This is a genomic window from Burkholderia reimsis, from assembly GCF_003294055.1.
Classification (GTDB): domain Bacteria; phylum Pseudomonadota; class Gammaproteobacteria; order Burkholderiales; family Burkholderiaceae; genus Burkholderia; species Burkholderia cepacia.
Map to the genome: position 1 here is coordinate 64,845 of NZ_QMFZ01000026.1, position 16,488 is coordinate 81,332.

The 16,488-nt window shown below is 63.9% G+C and carries 13 protein-coding genes; 3 read left to right on the plus strand and 10 right to left on the minus strand.

What is annotated here, in order from left to right:
• Positions 1–168 precede the first annotated feature (168 nt).
• A complete protein-coding gene (locus DPV79_RS26730) occupies positions 169–2,016 on the plus strand; it encodes a S10 family serine carboxypeptidase-like protein (RefSeq protein ID WP_048024534.1) in 1,848 nt (615 codons plus the stop codon).
• Between the two features lie 43 nt (positions 2,017–2,059).
• Positions 2,060–2,491: a hypothetical protein gene (locus DPV79_RS26735; protein WP_051392297.1), complete on the plus strand. Its 432-nt coding sequence runs from the start codon at positions 2,060–2,062 to the stop codon at positions 2,489–2,491.
• A 65-nt stretch (positions 2,492–2,556) separates the two neighbouring features.
• Here the strand turns inward: DPV79_RS26735 and DPV79_RS26740 are convergent, their stop codons facing one another.
• Both DPV79_RS26740 and DPV79_RS26745 read right to left on the minus strand, forming a co-directional pair.
• Entirely contained in the window at positions 2,557–2,757 is a 201-nt protein-coding gene (locus tag DPV79_RS26740) for a helix-turn-helix domain-containing protein (protein WP_244321814.1), read from the minus strand.
• 35 nt (positions 2,758–2,792) lie between these two features.
• On the minus strand, positions 2,793–3,803 hold the full coding sequence (locus DPV79_RS26745) for a GlxA family transcriptional regulator (RefSeq protein ID WP_021160012.1): 1,011 nt from the start codon (positions 3,801–3,803) through the stop codon (positions 2,793–2,795).
• Between the two features lie 88 nt (positions 3,804–3,891).
• On the opposite strand from DPV79_RS26745, the gene DPV79_RS26750 reads away from it, so the two are divergent.
• Positions 3,892–4,992 (plus strand): DJ-1/PfpI family protein, encoded by a 1,101-nt coding sequence (locus DPV79_RS26750; protein WP_113046885.1) that lies wholly within the window; start codon positions 3,892–3,894, stop codon positions 4,990–4,992.
• Positions 4,993–5,009: 17 nt separating this feature from the next.
• Here DPV79_RS26750 and DPV79_RS26755 read toward each other — a convergent pair whose 3' ends face one another.
• The 8 genes from DPV79_RS26755 to DPV79_RS26790 all read right to left on the minus strand — a co-directional run bounded on the left by DPV79_RS26755 (position 5,010) and on the right by DPV79_RS26790 (position 16,137).
• Positions 5,010–5,429, minus strand: a complete 420-nt coding sequence (locus DPV79_RS26755) for a hypothetical protein (RefSeq protein ID WP_113046886.1) — start codon at positions 5,427–5,429, stop codon at positions 5,010–5,012.
• 113 nt (positions 5,430–5,542) lie between these two features.
• Complete coding sequence (locus DPV79_RS26760; protein ID WP_113046887.1) at positions 5,543–7,033, minus strand: aminotransferase class V-fold PLP-dependent enzyme; 1,491 nt, start codon at positions 7,031–7,033, stop codon at positions 5,543–5,545.
• Between the two features lie 270 nt (positions 7,034–7,303).
• Positions 7,304–7,609 carry a TrfB-related DNA-binding protein gene (locus DPV79_RS26765; protein WP_113046888.1) on the minus strand — a complete coding sequence of 102 codons (306 nt, stop codon included), beginning with the start codon at positions 7,607–7,609 and terminating at the stop codon, positions 7,304–7,306.
• 18 nt (positions 7,610–7,627) lie between these two features.
• Positions 7,628–7,885 carry a PAAR domain-containing protein gene (locus DPV79_RS26770; protein ID WP_081052751.1) on the minus strand — a complete coding sequence of 86 codons (258 nt, stop codon included), beginning with the start codon at positions 7,883–7,885 and terminating at the stop codon, positions 7,628–7,630.
• Between the two features lie 70 nt (positions 7,886–7,955).
• Entirely contained in the window at positions 7,956–9,437 is a 1,482-nt protein-coding gene (locus tag DPV79_RS26775; protein WP_425267364.1) for a virulence factor, read from the minus strand.
• A 136-nt stretch (positions 9,438–9,573) separates the two neighbouring features.
• Positions 9,574–11,055, minus strand: a complete 1,482-nt coding sequence (locus tag DPV79_RS26780; protein WP_208866750.1) for a virulence factor — start codon at positions 11,053–11,055, stop codon at positions 9,574–9,576.
• Complete coding sequence (locus DPV79_RS26785) at positions 11,052–13,226, minus strand: T6SS effector phospholipase Tle3 domain-containing protein (protein ID WP_165843577.1); 2,175 nt, start codon at positions 13,224–13,226, stop codon at positions 11,052–11,054. The genes DPV79_RS26780 and DPV79_RS26785 overlap by 4 nt, the downstream gene beginning before the upstream one ends.
• Before the next feature lie 142 nt (positions 13,227–13,368).
• On the minus strand, positions 13,369–16,137 hold the full coding sequence (locus DPV79_RS26790; RefSeq protein WP_113046891.1) for a type VI secretion system Vgr family protein: 2,769 nt from the start codon (positions 16,135–16,137) through the stop codon (positions 13,369–13,371).
• Positions 16,138–16,488: the final 351 nt, after the last annotated feature.

Below are 16,488 nucleotides of genomic sequence, written 5' to 3' on the forward strand. Positions count from 1 at the left end.
CGGTTCAAGCACGATTCTCGCCAGCAGTTTGCTGTGTCTGTATCACGTTCAGTCTCTTGAAGCAGTCCGATCCCAACCGCCTTTGCGCGAGTGGCGGGTGTTGCTGCGCGTCTCGCCAGTGAGGGCGGCCTTTGTGAAGCGGTATCCGAACCAGCCACAAGGAACGAGATGAAACCAGACAGGAGCAGTACCGGCAGCCGCCATGGCCGTCGCGGCCGGATGGCCGGGCTAGGCGCATTGACCGCGATGACACTGGCGCTCGCGGCGTGCGGCGGCGACGATTCGTCGTCCGTCGGCGCATCGAGTCTCGCGCAGACAACGGCCAGCCAGCAGGCCAGCGCGCAAGCGGCCAGCAGTCAGGCGCCTGCGGCCAACCAGCCTTACGTCGACCCGGTCGCCTATTCGATGAACGCGACCGACGGCCTCGCCCCCGCGCAGGTGTCCGAGAAAGCGGCCGTCATGCATTACCAGTGGAAAAACGGCGGCACGACCGTCAACTACACGACGACCACCGGCCACCTGACCGCGCAGGACGCGAACGGCAATGCGGAAGCGTCGATGTCGTATGTCGCGTACACCGCGCCGAGCAAGAACGGCAAGCCTCGCCCCGTCACGTTCGTCTATAACGGCGGCCCCGGCTCGTCGTCGATCTGGCTGCGTCTCGGCTCGTTCGCGCCGACCCGCGTGGCCACGCCCGATCCGGGGTTCGGCAGCAACTGGCCGAACTATCCGCTCGTCGACAACGCCGACAGCCTGATCGACACCACCGACCTCGTGTTCATCGACCCGCCCGGCACCGGGCTGTCGGAAGCCGTGTTGCCGAACACCAACCAGAAGTACTGGGGTTCCGATGCGGACGTGAACATCATGCGCGACTTCATCCAGCGCTACCTGAACGTCAACAGCCGCAGCACGTCGCCGATCTACCTGTACGGCGAATCGTACGGCACGCCGCGTACCGACATGCTCGCGCTGGCGCTCGAATCGGCCGGCGTGCACCTGACGGGCATCGTGCTGCAGTCGGCAATCCTGAACTACTTCGCGGATGCGGTGGAAGCCGTGGCGATCACGCAGTCGACGGAGGGGCTGCTGCTCGAAACCGATACCGTGGCCGGTTACCTGCCCGGTTATGCGGCGGTCGCGGCGTACTTCAACCAGGTTTCGCCGGCACCGGTGAACCAGGATCTGTACGCACTGCAGACGGAACTGTTCACGACGCTGATCTACAACCAGCTGCAGAAGTATTCGCAGTCGTGGGTGTTGAGCCAGCTCGGCATTCCGGATGCGCTCGGCACGCCGGTGTTCCCGAGCGACGCGACGCTCAAGCTGTGGTCGATCCCGTCGAGCCTCACGCAACAGGCGCTGCGCGGCTACTTCAACGCGAATCCATTCGGCACGAGCCTGCTGCCCGGGACGACGATCGGCCGGTATGACGGACGCGTGTCGTTGCCGAATTCCGATCCGCGGCTGCAGAACGACGGCGACCCGTCCGACATCCTGATTTCGCAGCCGTTCACGAACGCGCTCGCGACGCAGATGCCGGATTACCTCGGCTACACCGCCCCGAACGCGACGTACCTGCCGCTGAACGACAACATCATCGGCGTCTGGGACTTCTCGCACGACGGCCAGCCGATGCCCGACACGATCCCCGATCTGCTCGGTGCGCTGCAGCTCAACCCGAAGCTTCGCGTGCTCGCGGAGAACGGTTTCCACGATCTCGCGACGCCGTTCTTCAACACCGAGAAGCAGCTCGCGCGGCTGCAGACGGTGAAGGGCCTGAATCCGAAGCTGCAGGTGAACTTCTTCCAGGGCGGCCACATGATCTACCTGGACGACGTCGCCCGTCCGCAGATGAAGCGGGACCTGAAGACGTTCTACAAGGGCGCGCGGATTCCGACGGCACTGACGCTGCATACGCTGCCGCCGCCGTGGCCGGATGAAAACCCGCCGAGCGTGCCGACCGGCAGCGTCCCCGGCGCGACGGCCGCGACGACGTTGGCGGCGGCCCCGTGAGCGACGGACTCCTTGTCAAAGGAACCCTCTATTCATCCATTGAATGCGAGTGATCATGTCCCTAATCAATTTGATGCGGCGTATGTCCCCGTTGATCGTCCTCGGTGCCGTGATGAGCAGTGCCCACGCGTTGCCGCCGCAGTCGGTGGCGCCGGTGAAGCTGCCGCACGGCGGGCACGGTGTCGACGGTCCGTTCTTTCCTGCCACGCGGGCGGCGCCGGTGCTGCCGTCGACCGGCGCGACGTTGCAGCAGCAGGCGCAGCAGCGTGTCGATGCGCGGCTCGGCGCCAATACGGTGTTGAGCAACGGCGCGGCCGTGACGAAGGCGCAGGCGCAGAGCAGCGGGCTCGGCTTCGTGTCGAAGCACTTCGACGAGATCGATGCGAAGCACACCGGCCGCGTGACGATGAGCGACGTGCGGCAGTTCATCCAGCAGCGGCAGGTGCAGGCGCAGCAGGAACAGCAGGACGAGTGATGTAGCAGGCAGGGCGGCGGCCGGTGCGGCATCGTTCGCACCGGCCGCCGGAAGGTGACAGGCGTTCAGGTTGCGTGGCGCGCGTGGCGCTTCGCGATGGCCGACGGCAACTCGCCGAACATCGCGCGATAGTCCCGCGCGAAACTGCTCAGGTGCCGGAAGTCCCATTGGGTGGCCGCAGACGTCTCGGAATCGCCGAGCCGGAACTCGCGGTATACGTGATTCAGGCACACGGCCCGCAGGTACGCGATGGGGTTCAGGTTCAACGTATCCTGGAACGCGTATTGCGCGGTGCGCCGGCTTACGCGATCCGCTGCCGGTCGCGCCTCGCGCCGAAGCGGGCGCGATAGTCGCGCGGCGAGACGCCGACCTGCTTCGCGAATGCGCGCTGCAACGCGTCGACGCTGCCGAATCCCGACTGCTCGGCGATCCGTTCGAGCGGCCAGTCGGCCCGCTCCAGCAGCGCCTTCGCGCGCTCGACGCGTGCCGCAAGGACGAACTGCGCGGGCGATTGCCCGGTTTCCTTGAGGAAGTTGCGCGCAAACGTGCGTTCGCTCATGTGCATCCGTGCGGCCAGCGCGGCGACGCCGAGGTCGCCGGTCGGATCGTCGGCGATCCCTGTGAGCAGCGTCCGCATGCGCGGCGTCGCGTTGGCCTGGATGTCGAGCCCGACGCTGAACTGCGCCTGCCCGCCGGGACGATGCACGAACAGCACGAGTTCGCGCGCGACCGCGAGCGCGGTCGGCGCGCCGCAGTCCGCCTCGACGAGTGCAAGACACAGATCGATGCCGGCCGTCACGCCGGCCGACGTATGAAACGGCGGATCGCTCACGTAGATCGCGTCCGGTTCGATTCGCGCGTCGGGGCACAGCGCCTGCAGCGTCGCACACTGGTTCCAGTGCGTGGTCGCGCGCTTGCCGTCCAGCCATCCGCCCGCGGCGAGCACGAACGCACCCGTGCAGATGCTCGCGATTCGCCGCGTGTCTGCGATCCGCGTGCGCAGCCACGGCAGCACGCCGGCTTCCGACGCGGCGTGTCGCAGCGCCGCTTCATTGCCGCCGGCGACGACGATCGTGTCGATCTGCCCCGGCAGTGCCGCCAGCGCGGCCGTACCGGCGAGGCGCAGGCCCGCGTGCGTGACGATGTCGTCGCCGTGTTGCGACGCGAGCGTGAGCCGGTACGGCCGCGCATGGTCGGGAAGATGACGGTTCGCGACCGCGAACACTTCCATCGGGCCCGTGATGTCGAGCGACTGGACGCCTTCGAAGCCGACGACAACGATGTCGCGTGCCGAACAGGTTGACTGGGACATGGCGGAAAGTGCGGTGGAGTTGTCCTTGTGACCGCGAGCATGATCCTTGTAATTTTCCGGACGTGCAATCGACGAATACGGATGGACGATGCGGTCAGGGAAGACAGGCGGGGCAGTGCTGCTCGTGTGCGCGATGCTGGGCGCGTGTGCGGCGGGGCTGGCGGCACCGGTGAGGGCGGAGGACACACCGCCGGTCGCACGAGCGCTTGCGGTCGGCGCGCCGAAGGCGGGCCGTGTGCGACCGCTCGTGGCGATCGTCGCGGACAATGCAGGAACGGAGACGACCGATTTCATCGTTCCGTACGCGATTCTGAAGACGTCCGGTGCGGCCGATGTCGTCGCCGTATCGGCCGACGAGGGCGAGGTCGAACTGATGCCCGCGTTGCGCATGCTGGCCGACACCACGTTCGACCGGTTCGACGCGACCGTTCCGGCCGGGGCGGATGTCGTGATCGTTCCCGCGCTGCACGGTGCCGACCGGCCGGCGGTGCTGGCGTGGTTGCGCAAGCAGGCCGTTGGCGGCGCGACGATGGTGGCGATCTGCGATGGGGCGGAAGTCCTCGCGAATGCGGGCCTGCTCCAGCAGCGCACGGCGACGTCGCACTGGTATTCGCGCGACCGCCTGCGTCGCCGCTTTACCGGGACGACGTGGGTCGACGATCGCCGCTATGTGATGGACGGCAACGTCATGACGACGACCGGCGTGTCCGCGTCGATTCCCGCTTCGCTGGCATTGGTGAGTGCGCTGGCCGGGCCGGCCGCGGCGCGCGAGACTGCGCGGCGCGTCGGCGCACAGGCATGGAGCGACGTTCATGACGGCAGCCGGTTCGTGTTGAGCGCGCCGGCGGTGGCGGTCGCATTGACGAACCGCCTCGCGTTCTGGCGGCACGAGACGTTCGATCTTCCGGTCGAAGACGGGTTCGACGAGCTTCCGGTTGCATTGACCGCCGACGCGTGGGCGCGGACCTGGCGCAGCGACGTCGTCGCGACGGCGGGCGCGCGCGTGATCGAGTCGAGGCACGGGCTGCGGTTGCTGGCGCAGCCGGCGAATGCCGGGCACGCGCGCGTGGCGATGCCGGCCGGACGGCGTGGCGAATCGGTGCTTCCGGGAGTGCTCGGAGACATCGCGGCACGCTACGGAGACGCGACATCGGGCTGGGTCGCGCTGCAACTGGAGTATCCGAAGTAGCGGCGCGTCGCGCGCGCTTACTTCACCCACTTTGCGAGCCTGGGATCGGGGTAAGGCAGGAGATCCTGCGACTGGGTCGGCTCGGCCGCCCATTTCTTCCCGTTCCAGTGGAAATCGGCCTGCGTTTCCGTCCCGTGGCCATTCGAGTAGATGACAGCGGTGCAGGCGGCCTGGCCCGGATAGGTCGGGTTTTTGGCGCCGATGCAGGACCCGAGAAATACCAATACGTCGCCGAGGCCGAACCGCTCCTGCATCGCGTAGGTCGCATCGAAGTCCGAGAGCCGGTCAGGGACGGGCGTCGCGTCGCACGCGGCGAGGCTCACGGCGAGCAGCAGCGCGGCGGCCCGGCCGGCACGCCGCCGGTTGCTCGGGCTGTCGGAGGAAGGGGCGTCGGCGTCGGCGCGCTTCCGCGCGCGGGAGTTTGACGGGCAGGGCATGCGGGTTTCGGGTGACGGACACGACGGGCATTGTGCCGAAATTCACTGGCGCCCGCGCTTGCCCGAGACGCCCGAGCGCGCCGCATGTTCGCGTCACGCGGCGGTGTGAGGGGTCAAGCCGAGACCGGGGCCGTGCGCCGGGCGCACAAACGATTCCACAGCATGCCGGCCCGGTTGCCGCTTCCGCAGTATGCGAGCACCGGTTTCGGCAGCGTGTCGACCAGCGCGCCGAATGCGTCGATGTCCGCCTCGCCGATGCGGTCGCGCTCGACCGGCAGGTAGCGCGCGTCGAGGCCCAGTTCGCGGGCCGCCGCGGCGATCTCGTCGAATGCGGGCTGGTCGGCGCCTTCGCCGTCGGGCCGGTTGCAGATCACCGAGCGGAAGCCGGCGTTGCGGATCGCCTTCAGGTCGGCCGGCGTGATCTGCCGCGAAGCGGAAAACCCGTTCGCGGCCGTCGCACGACGCTGCTCGATCGCGCGGCGGAAACAGGCGATCGCGAAATCGACGTCCTGCTCCGTCGTAAAGCGGCCGAAGCTCACGCGCACGGTGCGGCCTGCCGTCTCCGCGTCGAGGCCGATCGCGGTCAGCACGTGCGACGGTGCGCCGCTGGCCGAGTTGCACGCGGAGGTCGACGACACGGCAAGCGCTTCGTCGAGCATGAACGGGAAGAAGCCGGGCGCATTCACCGTCAGGCTCAGCGTGTGCGGGATGCGGCGTGCCGTGGCCGCGTTCTGCGTGACGTCGCCGAGCGCGGCGAGCGCGTTCGTCAGGCGCGCGCCGAGCGCCGCGATCCGCGCGGCTTCGCCGTCGAGCTTTTCCGCGGCCAGTTCGCATGCGACGCCCATGCCGACGATCTGATGCGTCGCGAGCGTGCCCGAGCGCAGGCCGCGCTCGTGCCCGCCGCCGTGGATTTGCGGGGCGATCCGGTTGGCGACGTCGCGGCGCACGAACAGCGCGCCGATACCCTTCGGGCCGTACACCTTGTGCGCGGACATCGACAGCATGTCGATGCCGAGCGCGCGCACGTCGATCGGCGTCTTGCCGAGCGCCTGTGCGGCGTCGACGTGGAGCAGCGCGCCGGCGGCGTGCACGATGCAGGAGATGGCGGCGATATCGGTCAGCGTGCCGAGCTCGTTGTTCACCAGCATCAGCGACACGAGGCCCGTATCGGGGCCGATGGCGGCAGCGACCGCGTCGGCGGTGATCTCGCCGTCGCGCGTGGGCGCCACGAACGTGACCGACATGCCGTGCTTCGACAGGTTCGCCATCGTGTCGAGGATCGCCTTGTGCTCGATGCGGCTCGTGATCAGGTGGCGCTTGTCGGTCGCGTTTTCCGCGTAACCCTTCAGCGCGAGGTTGTTCGATTCGGTGGCGCCGGACGTCCAGACGATCTCGTCGGCATCCGCGCCGATCAACGCGGCGACTTGCGCGCGGGCCTGCTCGACCTTGTCTTTCGCGAGCCGGCCGGCGGCGTGCGAGCTCGATGCGGGGTTGCCGAAGATGCCGTCGAAGCCGAGGCAGGCCGTCATCGCTTCGATCACGCGGGGATCGGCGGGCGTCGTGGCTGCGTAGTCGAGGTAGTGCAGCGTGGTGGGTTCGCTCATGTCCGTCTCTTGCTCTGTTCTTTCAGAATGGGAGAAATGATACGGGGGACAGAAGGGAAAAAGGATCCAAAATGGGTTGGTGTTTGGGCTTATCGTGGAATGTGGTTTTGTTTTTGTGGAGGTTGGGGGAATTTATTTCTTGATCAATGGCGCCGCGTGAGATGGCCCCGTCTCAGGGATGCGGGGGAAACGAGGGATACGTGGCACCGTCCCGCGACGTCTGCGAAACGGGGAAGGGCGCGCGGCGTTTCCCCCGGCTCGATCGGGTGGTCAGAGCGGATCGAGTAGCGTGGCCCGTCGGTGAGTGTCGCGCACCCATGCGTGCAATGCGCTTTCGTACCGGGCAGGGATCGTGATCGTCAGGGTGGTCAGGCGCGTGTCGTTGCCCGGCAATGCCAGATATCGCTGCCACGCTCTCCGTACCAGCTGCGACATGGCGGAATTGGTGATGCCGAGTTCGGCGGCGAGCTTGCGCTGCGACCGGCCCTTGACGAAGATTTCAAACAACGCCCACCGGTTCACCGGCTTGATCCGCGTATCGTGCAGCCTCAACAACCGAAACTGTTCGGCCGTCATGCGTCGAATCGGTGCCATTCAGATGCGCCCGGAAGTTTGCAGGGTGGATATCAAGGCCGCGCCGCAGGACGTCTTGTGATCGTGGAATGCGGCGGGGCGGCCTTCGACATTGAACGCCTCGTCTCCTTCAGCAATCACGCAGGCGCCGTGAAGCGGGCACGAACATGCATCGCCGACACGGGCGACCGCGCGTCCCATCACCTTGCTCGTCGCCGCTCCGGATTCGACCTTGCCGCCGTGAGTGTGCTGGTCGCCTACTCGAATGATTCCTCGCATATAACCCATTCCCAGTGTGATTTGGTGTGGCGGGCGCGTTTGTGCTCAACGCGCCGCGCGTCGGCATGCATCACCATGAATAGCCCTGCATTCCGTAGTTGGTGTCGTGACGACGCCCCCACCACGGCAGGTAAGCGTTGTTCCCGCCACGCGCACGGAACCAGTCCTCGTTCGGATCGATTGGCGTGAGATTGGCCGGTGGCATGACCACGACGGCTGCGGGGTGTTTCGGGTCGGTCGTGCCCGCGACGAGCGCGTTGCCGCCGTAGTGATTGATCCGGCCGATCGCCAGTGCAACGTCGGTCAACGCGCTGCCGGTTCCCATGTCGCCGAGCAAGGCCGCGGTGTTGAACGCCTGATTCTTGTGGTCGTACTCTGGCAGGATTTCGGTGAGTGTCTGCGATAGGCCGACAAGTCGCGCCGATGCGGCGTCGCTACCGGCACCCGCGTCGTGAACGATGTATCTGATATCTGGAATCGCGATCCCTGCGTTGCGCGCCGCCTGGTCGATGGTTGCCTTCCACGCTTGCACTGTTCGTGTCGTGCCGGACTTTTTCGAAAACGCGTCGGCGTTGCCAGTCGCTGCCTTGCCGATCCACGCGAGTGGTTCGCGCTCGGTGTTGAAGGTGGGACCGGCGAGGAACAGAACTACGAGGTTCTCGTTGATCTGCGCATCGGTGGGCGGGAAATTCGGTGCGTCCCAATTCATCACCCACACGCTCTTGTCGGGGTTCGCTTGCAGATAGTCCAGCGCGTTGTTCAGTGATGTGAAGCCGGCGTTTGCACCGCCTTGTGTGATCTGCACATCAGGGGGCGTACTGCGGCTCCATACCTTCGGAAAATGTGGGTTGCCGATGAAAAACGTTTTTCGAATCGAGTCTTGCAAGTAACTTTGAGATTCAGCTGCGTCCAGCCGATCGGGAATGGCAAGCTCGACACGAATACCCGCCAGCTCACGCCAGTCTTTTCGATCGTCAGGACTCACTGTGTAGAAGTACTTTGAGTTTGTCCCATATCGCTTGAAAAGCAGTAGCGGAAACTTGGTCATGTACTTGCGATAGAAGCCCCTGAACGTCTCTGCCCCTCGGTTGCCGTAGACCAGTGCGCCAATTGACCGAAGTGAAGAGAATTTTTCAGGCTTTGTTCTCACCATATCGTCGTTCTTGTTCGGGGTAACAAGTCCTTGCGCCCACAACAGCTGCCACTCTGTTGGGTAGTCCATACGCTGCAATGGATTCAACCAAATCAGGCCAACGACCTGTGCAACGAACGGCTTGTCAGGTTCTTCCGTATGGGTGGCTGAGCGAGTGGCTAGATCGGGAAGCGTCTCTGCTTGGGCTGGCCGTGCCATGGCCGTAGTGAATAGAAAGATCGTGAGCGCCAGCAAGCCGGGCACAGCTACGAATCGTTTCATCCAATCTCCCATTTCCAAGTGTGCCGGGTCCGGTTGTTCGACATGTGCCATTAGCGTGGCCATCAGCGGAATTGTGATTAACCAGACCAGAACGGCGATGGCGACGCGTTGGGATCGAGCAGCGATCAGAGCCTTCATAGCGCCCGTCCAACCGTCGGATAGAGTTGGTCTCCGCGCTCGTCTTGCTATTCGGATGGCTTTGTGGAGTGTCATCCTCGACGGGATTCGGTGTGGCGAGCGCGTTCGTGCTCAACGCGCTGCGCGTCGGCATGCATCACCACGAATAGCCCTGCATCCCGTAATTGGTATCGTGACGACGCCCCCACCACGGCAGGTAAGCGTTGTTTTCGCCGCGTGCGCGAAACCAGTCCTTGTCCGGATCGATCGGTGTGAGTTTCGACGGGGGCGTCACGACGACGGCAACTGGATGTTTCGGGTCCGTTGTGCCGGCAACCAACGCGTTACCGCCGAAGTGATTGATCCGGCCGATCGCCAGCACGACGTCCGTCAATGCGCTACCGGTTCCCATGTCGCCGAGCAATGCTGCCGTGTTGAACGTCTGATTCTTGTGGTCGTATTCGGGCAAGACTTCGGTCAGTGTCTGCGACAGTCCGACGAGACGAGCCGATGCAGCATCACTGCCGGCACCGGCATCGTGAACGATGTACTTGATGTCCGAAACCCCTATCCCTGCGTTGCGTGCCGCCTGATCGACAGTCGCCTTCCAGGCTTGCACCGCTCGCGTCGTACCTGCCTTTTTCGAAAACGCGTCGGTGTTGCCGGTCGCTGCCTTGCCGATCCACGCGAGCGGTTCGCGCTCGGTGTTGAAGGTGGGACCGGCGAGGAACAGTACGACGAGGTTTTCGTTGATCTGGGCGTCGGCGGGCGGGAAATTCGGCGCATCCCAATTCATCACCCACACGCTCTTGTCGGGGTTCGCCTGCAGGTAGTCCAGCGCGTTGTTCAGCGACGTGAAGCCGGCATTCGGGCCGCCTTGCGTGCCCCGCACATCGGGTGGGGTATCGCGACTCCATACCTCCGGAAAATACGGATTGCCGATAAGGAACGTTTTCCTGATTTCGCCCGCCAGGTACGCTTCCGACTCGGCAATATCGAGTCTCGGTGGAATCGCCAGTTCGACATGAATTCCGGCAAGTTCGTGCCAATCCTTGCGGTTATCCGGTTTCACCGTGTAGAAGTACTTCGCGCTCGTGGCATAGCGCGAACGCATAAACCGAGGGAACTTCTGCATATACTTGCGATAGAAGCCCCTGAACGTTTCGGCACCTTCGTTTCCGTAGGCAATTCCAGCGACCGATTGCAGCGTCTTGAACGACTTCGGTTTGGTGCGCACCATATCGTCGTTTCTGTTCGGCGAAACAAGGCCTTGCGCCCATAACGTTTGCCATTCTGTCGGGTAGTCCCGGCGCTGCAAGGGGTTCATCCAAATAAGACCAACGACCTGCGCAACGAATGGCTTGGCAGATTCTTCAGCCGGAACAGCCATACTCGCGTCTTGACCGGCGCGTGGCGCGGCTCGCGCCGGACGAGTCATCGCCGTAGTGAATACGAACACCACGAGCGCCATCAGTCCGGGCAAAATGACTAGTCGTTTCATCCAATCTCCAGTATCACGTACTACTAAGTTCGAATGTGCTGGATACTCTTTCAGCACAAGCATTAGCAAGACCGAGATCAACCACACCACGCTCGTCACGATGATGCGTCTCGGCCATGTGGCGATCAGCGTCTTCATAGCGGTCCCCCTGCCTTCAGAAAGAATTGGCCCTCGCGTTCGTCCGCTATCTTGCCGGGCATATTGCCTTCGCTGTCATTGGCATGTACCCACTCATGCATAGGTAGTTGATCAATCAAACCGTCCAGGAAGTACTCGTAATACTTCCCGACGGAGTTGCTGCCCGGGCTCTCCTCCCCCATCCGCCAATCAGCCTCAATCCGCAGCGCTCTCATCTGTTCTGGCGTCAGGTAACAAGGACCGATCGCCACGTCATACGCAAGCGCCTTTTCCGCATGCTCCGGGTTGGTCATCGTCGTTGAGTGGTTCGTCGGGCTGTTCGTCGTACCTCGATCAAGCCAATCCACGATCTGCTTATCTCGCCAATCCTTGTAGCCGTCAGGTAGAGCGCTTTTGCCGTCTTCACCGATGACGTGACCATCGCTGTCGACCCACTCCGTGTTCAACGTGCGGCGCGCTTCCATCCGCATCAGGGCGCGGTCCTCGTAACGCTGTCCGGCTTCACTTTCGGCCGTACCGTGAGCGTCACCGTCGGTGTTCTTCGCCTTGTAGCGGTCGTAAGGATCGTCGGCCTGTTTGTCCGCGTCGGCCTTGCTCGCATCGCGCCATGCGGATGGCGGATCGTTGCCTTCGTTGAAAGTACTGGTTGCTTCGCCATCCTCGGTCAGAATCGGCTTGTCGAACCTCAACGCCTGCGGCGGAAACGTCTCGTCCAGAGCCGGTGCGTCCGCCAATATCTCCCAACCCTTCGGCGGATCGGCATTCACGCGAAACATGTTCATTGCCGAACTGAACCCGGTCGCGACGAACATGATCGGCGCCGAGAACAGCGTTGCCGCCATCCCCCAGATCGACTCGTTTCCCTTGAGCGCACCAACCAGATTGAACTTCGCCGGCGGCGAGGGCGGATACCAGAAGCCCCGCTTCGTGCCTTTCTTGCCGTAACGCCAGTCGTCTTCCCAATAGCGATAGCGCTTCTGCACACCGACATCGAAGCCGGACGCAAACACGCGTTGCGTCAGGACACCGTGTACGCCGATATCCGCCAGTTCGTGCCTGTCGATGCCGCGCCAGCCGATACCCTGCACAGTGATCGCCGAAATCACCTGATCGTGCGGACAGCAATACGCCGTGACGCGCCCATACGTCGATCCGTTCAGACCGTGGCGTGCACGGTCGGCCTGTGCGGTAAACGACTTGTCGCTCGTCGGCGATACCCGGTTGTTTGCCATGTCGGCATCGACTGTGTCGGGTGACGGTTCATGGTCGGCGCGGTCGCCAATCATGGACAAGAACGTGCGAAGCGTTTGAGTGCGCGCCGCGTAGGTCTGCCGGCCGCGACGGCCCGTGGCGTCCTTCGTCAGACGTTGCGACCACGCGTCCATGAACGTGTCGGATTTGTGCGGGCCTTCGCTGTTTGCCAGGCTGTACGGTGCATTCGCCAACACATAGGCATCCGCGACGCATCGCCCCTTGCGTCCCCACGGATCTTCCACTTCCGGTAACGCGTCACCGAAAAACGCACCTGTGAGGCCGACGATATTCCCCTGGCTGTGACACACGACGGTGATCGGCACGTCGGCGCGCATCTTCCGGATCGACTCGATCAGTTTGGCGAGCCGCAACGCGGCAAGCACGCCATAGGCACGCGGCGGCGCGCGATACAGGGGCCGGTTGGTCGGGTTGATCCCCTGCACGGTTATCCAGCCCATGGCTCGGTCGTCGAGGCCGCCGTGCCAGAGATCGGGCAGGCTCGAACAGCCGTTGGTGAACGGCCCACCTCCCCAATAATCCTTCTCGTTGAGAAAGATCTTGTCGCCGTATTCCTTCAGTTCTTTCAGTGTCGCGCGGTAGCCCCACCGAAAATGGATGACCGGAGAAAACGATGGATCGGGCTTGACGTAGTTTCCCGCCCAAAGCTCCGGATTCAGAAACCCCTCCGGCGTCACGCTCTCGGTGTACTTCGCAGGCGTCAACTGCCCGGCATCGACCCCGTGATACTTCATCTGGTCGTCCAGGCGTCCCAGCCGACGATTCAGGCCCTTGCACAAACCCTCTTCGGACGCCTTGTACCATTCGCCCTCGGAGTTGACGCCGTGGACGAAGATGACGACGCCGGGCAACGGCAGTTGCTTGACGCAGATGAGCCGCTTGTCCTTGTCGAACAGCATCGGCCCTTGGGTTCGGCCGACGACGATAGGCGGTGGGAAAGAGCGCGATGCCGTCGCGTCGGGAGCATCAGTCTTCGTGACCGGCGCATGGGCGTGCGCACTCGCTACCGGCCGAGGATCGAGAATCGAATCGGTCATGATCTTAACCATCCTTCTTGATGAACTGCACCGACAGCGTGTCGAACCGATCGCCATGCACCGCCGGCAGCTCACCGGCCGCGTCGGTGGTCAGGTTCGACGGCGCACCGGCCCCCCTCTGCGTTTGCCCGTCGAACCCTGCCACCGCATCGCCGTCGGTCGAGCGAACGAGTTTCGGCACACGGCCGAGCGGGGCGTGGTCGAACGTCGGCATATCGGTGCTCATGCTGGCCGGGCCGCCCCACGCATGGCCTGCCGACTTCACCGTGAACGTGCCGGGGCACCCGAGTTCGATGTCGCCGCCGTTCAGCTTCAGGTACGCCCCGCCCGACGTGACGAACACGACCTGATCGTTCGCCATGCCGGCAAGCTTGCCGCCGGCCGCGGTCAGCTGGATGTTCTTCGCGGAATCCACCTGCGTGTCGTCGTCCTGCGACTGGATCGTCACCTTCCCGCGATTCGCGATGGCCGACACGCCGCCGCTGTGCGCGAACATCGCGACGCCATGGCCGGCGTGCAGATTGATGCGTTCGCCGCTCGCGACCTGCACGTGCCGCTGGGCAATCTGGTCGATGTTCTCGCCCGCATACATGACATGCGTCCTGGGCGTGACGTGCAGCGATCCTGCCTGTGCGCCGAACGCCATCAAGGCGGACGCGTCGCCGGCCGAACCGGCTTCCGCAAGGTCGGGCTTCCAGTGACGGAACGCCTCGACGATCTTCTCCTGCCCGGCGGTATCCGCGGCCCGTCCGCCGTGCTGGCCGGCATGGTCGCCGAGCGAGTTGAACAGCATCATGCACTGGTCGAGCAACTGAATCAGTTCGTCACGATCGAGCTGACCACCGGTCGCGCGTGTGCGCGCATAGGTCGAGAACAGGATGCCCTGGGCCGCGCGCAAGGCCGCCGCGGCATCGGTGCGCAACTCCGCGCCTTCGCCCCGATCGGCACCGTGTCCATCCTTGCGGGGCTGCGTCAGATAACCCAGGTTCAACTGGGTATGCGCATGCTCGCTCGCCAGCTGCGCGGATATTTGCGACGGCGTATCGTCCAGGCGAAGCTGGTTGTACCGATGGCCCTTGATTTCCTTCGTCTTGATCCCGGACACGTAGCGGTTGCCCGGCAGCGCGCCGGTATGCGTGAACGTCGCGGGCGGGTTCGCGCCGTTGCTTAGCACTCCGATGATGACCAGGCGATCCGGATCGCCCGACAGGCAGCCCAGCAAGACTTCCATCCCGACGCGGGGCAGAAAGAGCGTGCCGAAGTTTCCGCCCGCGAGACTCGCGCCGACGCGTATCGGTGCGCTGTCGCCGGCCGATCCGTTCGTTCCGGCGCCTTGCGCGTGTTCGTGATCGGCGGGATCGAAGCCATGAATCCGTACGCGCACGCGGCCGGCCGCGTCGCAGAATACTTCCTCACCCTGCGTGCCGACGATCGTGCCGGTCAGCAGGTGAGCCGGTGGGAGGTCGATTCTCGGATCGTAGGACGGTGTGAGCGGCACGCCGCGACGCACGCACGTGAAATGGTTTTCATAGCGCGTGTCCGACTGTTCCGGCGCATCGCCCGGCGTGGTCGGGTCGGCTTGCGCGAGGTTCCGGCTGGCCGCGTACAGCATGGTCACGCGGCTCGTCAGGTCTTTGGGAAGGTTGTTCCGGACATCGTGCCGTACCGACGTCACGACGAACTGCCGCTGCTCGGCCGGCTTCATGTCGAGTTCGGGGTCGCCCGTCAGCGTGAACCAGCAACCGACCGGCATGTCGCGAACGTGGCCGATACCGTCGTAGCGCTCCGCCGCGAACTGGTGGGCGAGTATCCGGTCGTGCGTGATGCGGTCGTGATCGTTCCACGAGTCGCCGACGTGCGGAATGTCGATCGCGACGTCGGTCAGCAGCCGGGCCAGGTCGTTGCCGGCGTCGCCTTGATCGATGCTCGTCGCGATCGCGGAATCGTCCATGCGCGCCTTCTTGTAGTCCCACGACGGCCGGCCGGCTTTGCCGGGGGACAGGCGCTGATGATGCGCAAACAACGTCACCGTATCGCGTTGCGCGGTTCCCGAATCGCGCGGATGAAGACGCACGGTGCCGGCAGGCGATTCCGGCAATCGCAGCGGGTCGTCGCAGAATACGAGCGTGTGGATCGGCCGCTCGTCGGTGGAGCCACGCGCGTTGTCGACCGCCCACGCCTTGGCAAAAACGGTGATGCCTTCGCGTCGCAACAGCCGGCGCACGAAACGGGCGTCCGACTCGTTGACCTGCCGCGTCAGTTCGCGCGCCGGATAACGTTCGGCTCGCAATCCCGACAGGTCGAAATCGAACGCGCGCGCGAGTGCGGCGCTGCGTTGCCGCCATTCGTTCAGCAGCGTGCCGAGGATGTCGATGACGTTTCGCGACCGGAAGACGCGGGAATTGATGCGGCGGTCCATCAACGACAGCGCATCGCAGATGCGCAACTGGTACACGGTCAACTCGCCGTCGGATTGGCCGGCCTGCACGTCGTGCACGATCGCATTGATCGCCCGCACGTCGCCCCGGTCGGTCGTCAGCCGGACCGACACCGGCAGGCCGAGAAACAGCGTGGGCGCCAGATGAGCGTGGGTGGATATGCAGGTCAGCTGCCCGTCGATTCCCGACATCAGTCCTTCGCGAATATCGGCGTGATGAAGCGCCAGCAGATGGCCGACCGCGTGTTGCGCCTGCCCGAAGTGCAGCGCGACGGGCCGGGTGTTCCAGTCGACCAGACCGGACGCAAAGTTTCGTAATGCTGTTGCTATCGACATAACGGCAATCTCGTTGCTTTTCTGGCTTGATCTTCTTTGAGCCGGATTCTCGGTGCGGTAAAGCAGTGGTGATCGTGATTTCGGTGCGCAGAATATCAAACAATGGGGGTTTTAAAGATTTATTGGTATTTTGAGATGAAAATCAATTCGCGCTGAAACGGTGTTCGACATTTTTATGGCTTGGCGGAGTATTTTGTTTTAATTGGAAAAGTCTTATATTGGTCCGTCAGGCGTGGTATTTGTCGCTATCCCTTTCTGGAAGGCTGGGAGATGAAGGTTGCGGGCAACTATGCCGAACCGGATTGGGTGTTTTTAACTGGAAATTAGATTTGTCTTAATTCGAGTATGGAT

Coding starts and splice junctions, on each gene's coding strand:
- DPV79_RS26755 (WP_113046886.1), bottom strand. CDS start 5,429: ATGCCCTGCCCGTCAAACTCCCGCGCGCGGAAGCGCGCCGACGCCGAC.
- DPV79_RS26735 (WP_051392297.1), top strand. CDS start 2,060: ATGCGAGTGATCATGTCCCTAATCAATTTGATGCGGCGTATGTCCCCG.
- DPV79_RS26790 (WP_113046891.1), bottom strand. CDS start 16,137: ATGTCGATAGCAACAGCATTACGAAACTTTGCGTCCGGTCTGGTCGAC.
- DPV79_RS26775 (WP_425267364.1), bottom strand. CDS start 9,437: ATGAAGGCTCTGATCGCTGCTCGATCCCAACGCGTCGCCATCGCCGTT.
- DPV79_RS26780 (WP_208866750.1), bottom strand. CDS start 11,055: ATGAAGACGCTGATCGCCACATGGCCGAGACGCATCATCGTGACGAGC.
- DPV79_RS26765 (WP_113046888.1), bottom strand. CDS start 7,609: ATGACGGCCGAACAGTTTCGGTTGTTGAGGCTGCACGATACGCGGATC.
- DPV79_RS26785 (WP_165843577.1), bottom strand. CDS start 13,226: ATGCTGTTCGACAAGGACAAGCGGCTCATCTGCGTCAAGCAACTGCCG.
- DPV79_RS26750 (WP_113046885.1), top strand. CDS start 3,892: ATGCGGTCAGGGAAGACAGGCGGGGCAGTGCTGCTCGTGTGCGCGATG.
- DPV79_RS26730 (WP_048024534.1), top strand. CDS start 169: ATGAAACCAGACAGGAGCAGTACCGGCAGCCGCCATGGCCGTCGCGGC.
- DPV79_RS26770 (WP_081052751.1), bottom strand. CDS start 7,885: ATGCGAGGAATCATTCGAGTAGGCGACCAGCACACTCACGGCGGCAAG.
- DPV79_RS26745 (WP_021160012.1), bottom strand. CDS start 3,803: ATGTCCCAGTCAACCTGTTCGGCACGCGACATCGTTGTCGTCGGCTTC.
- DPV79_RS26760 (WP_113046887.1), bottom strand. CDS start 7,033: ATGAGCGAACCCACCACGCTGCACTACCTCGACTACGCAGCCACGACG.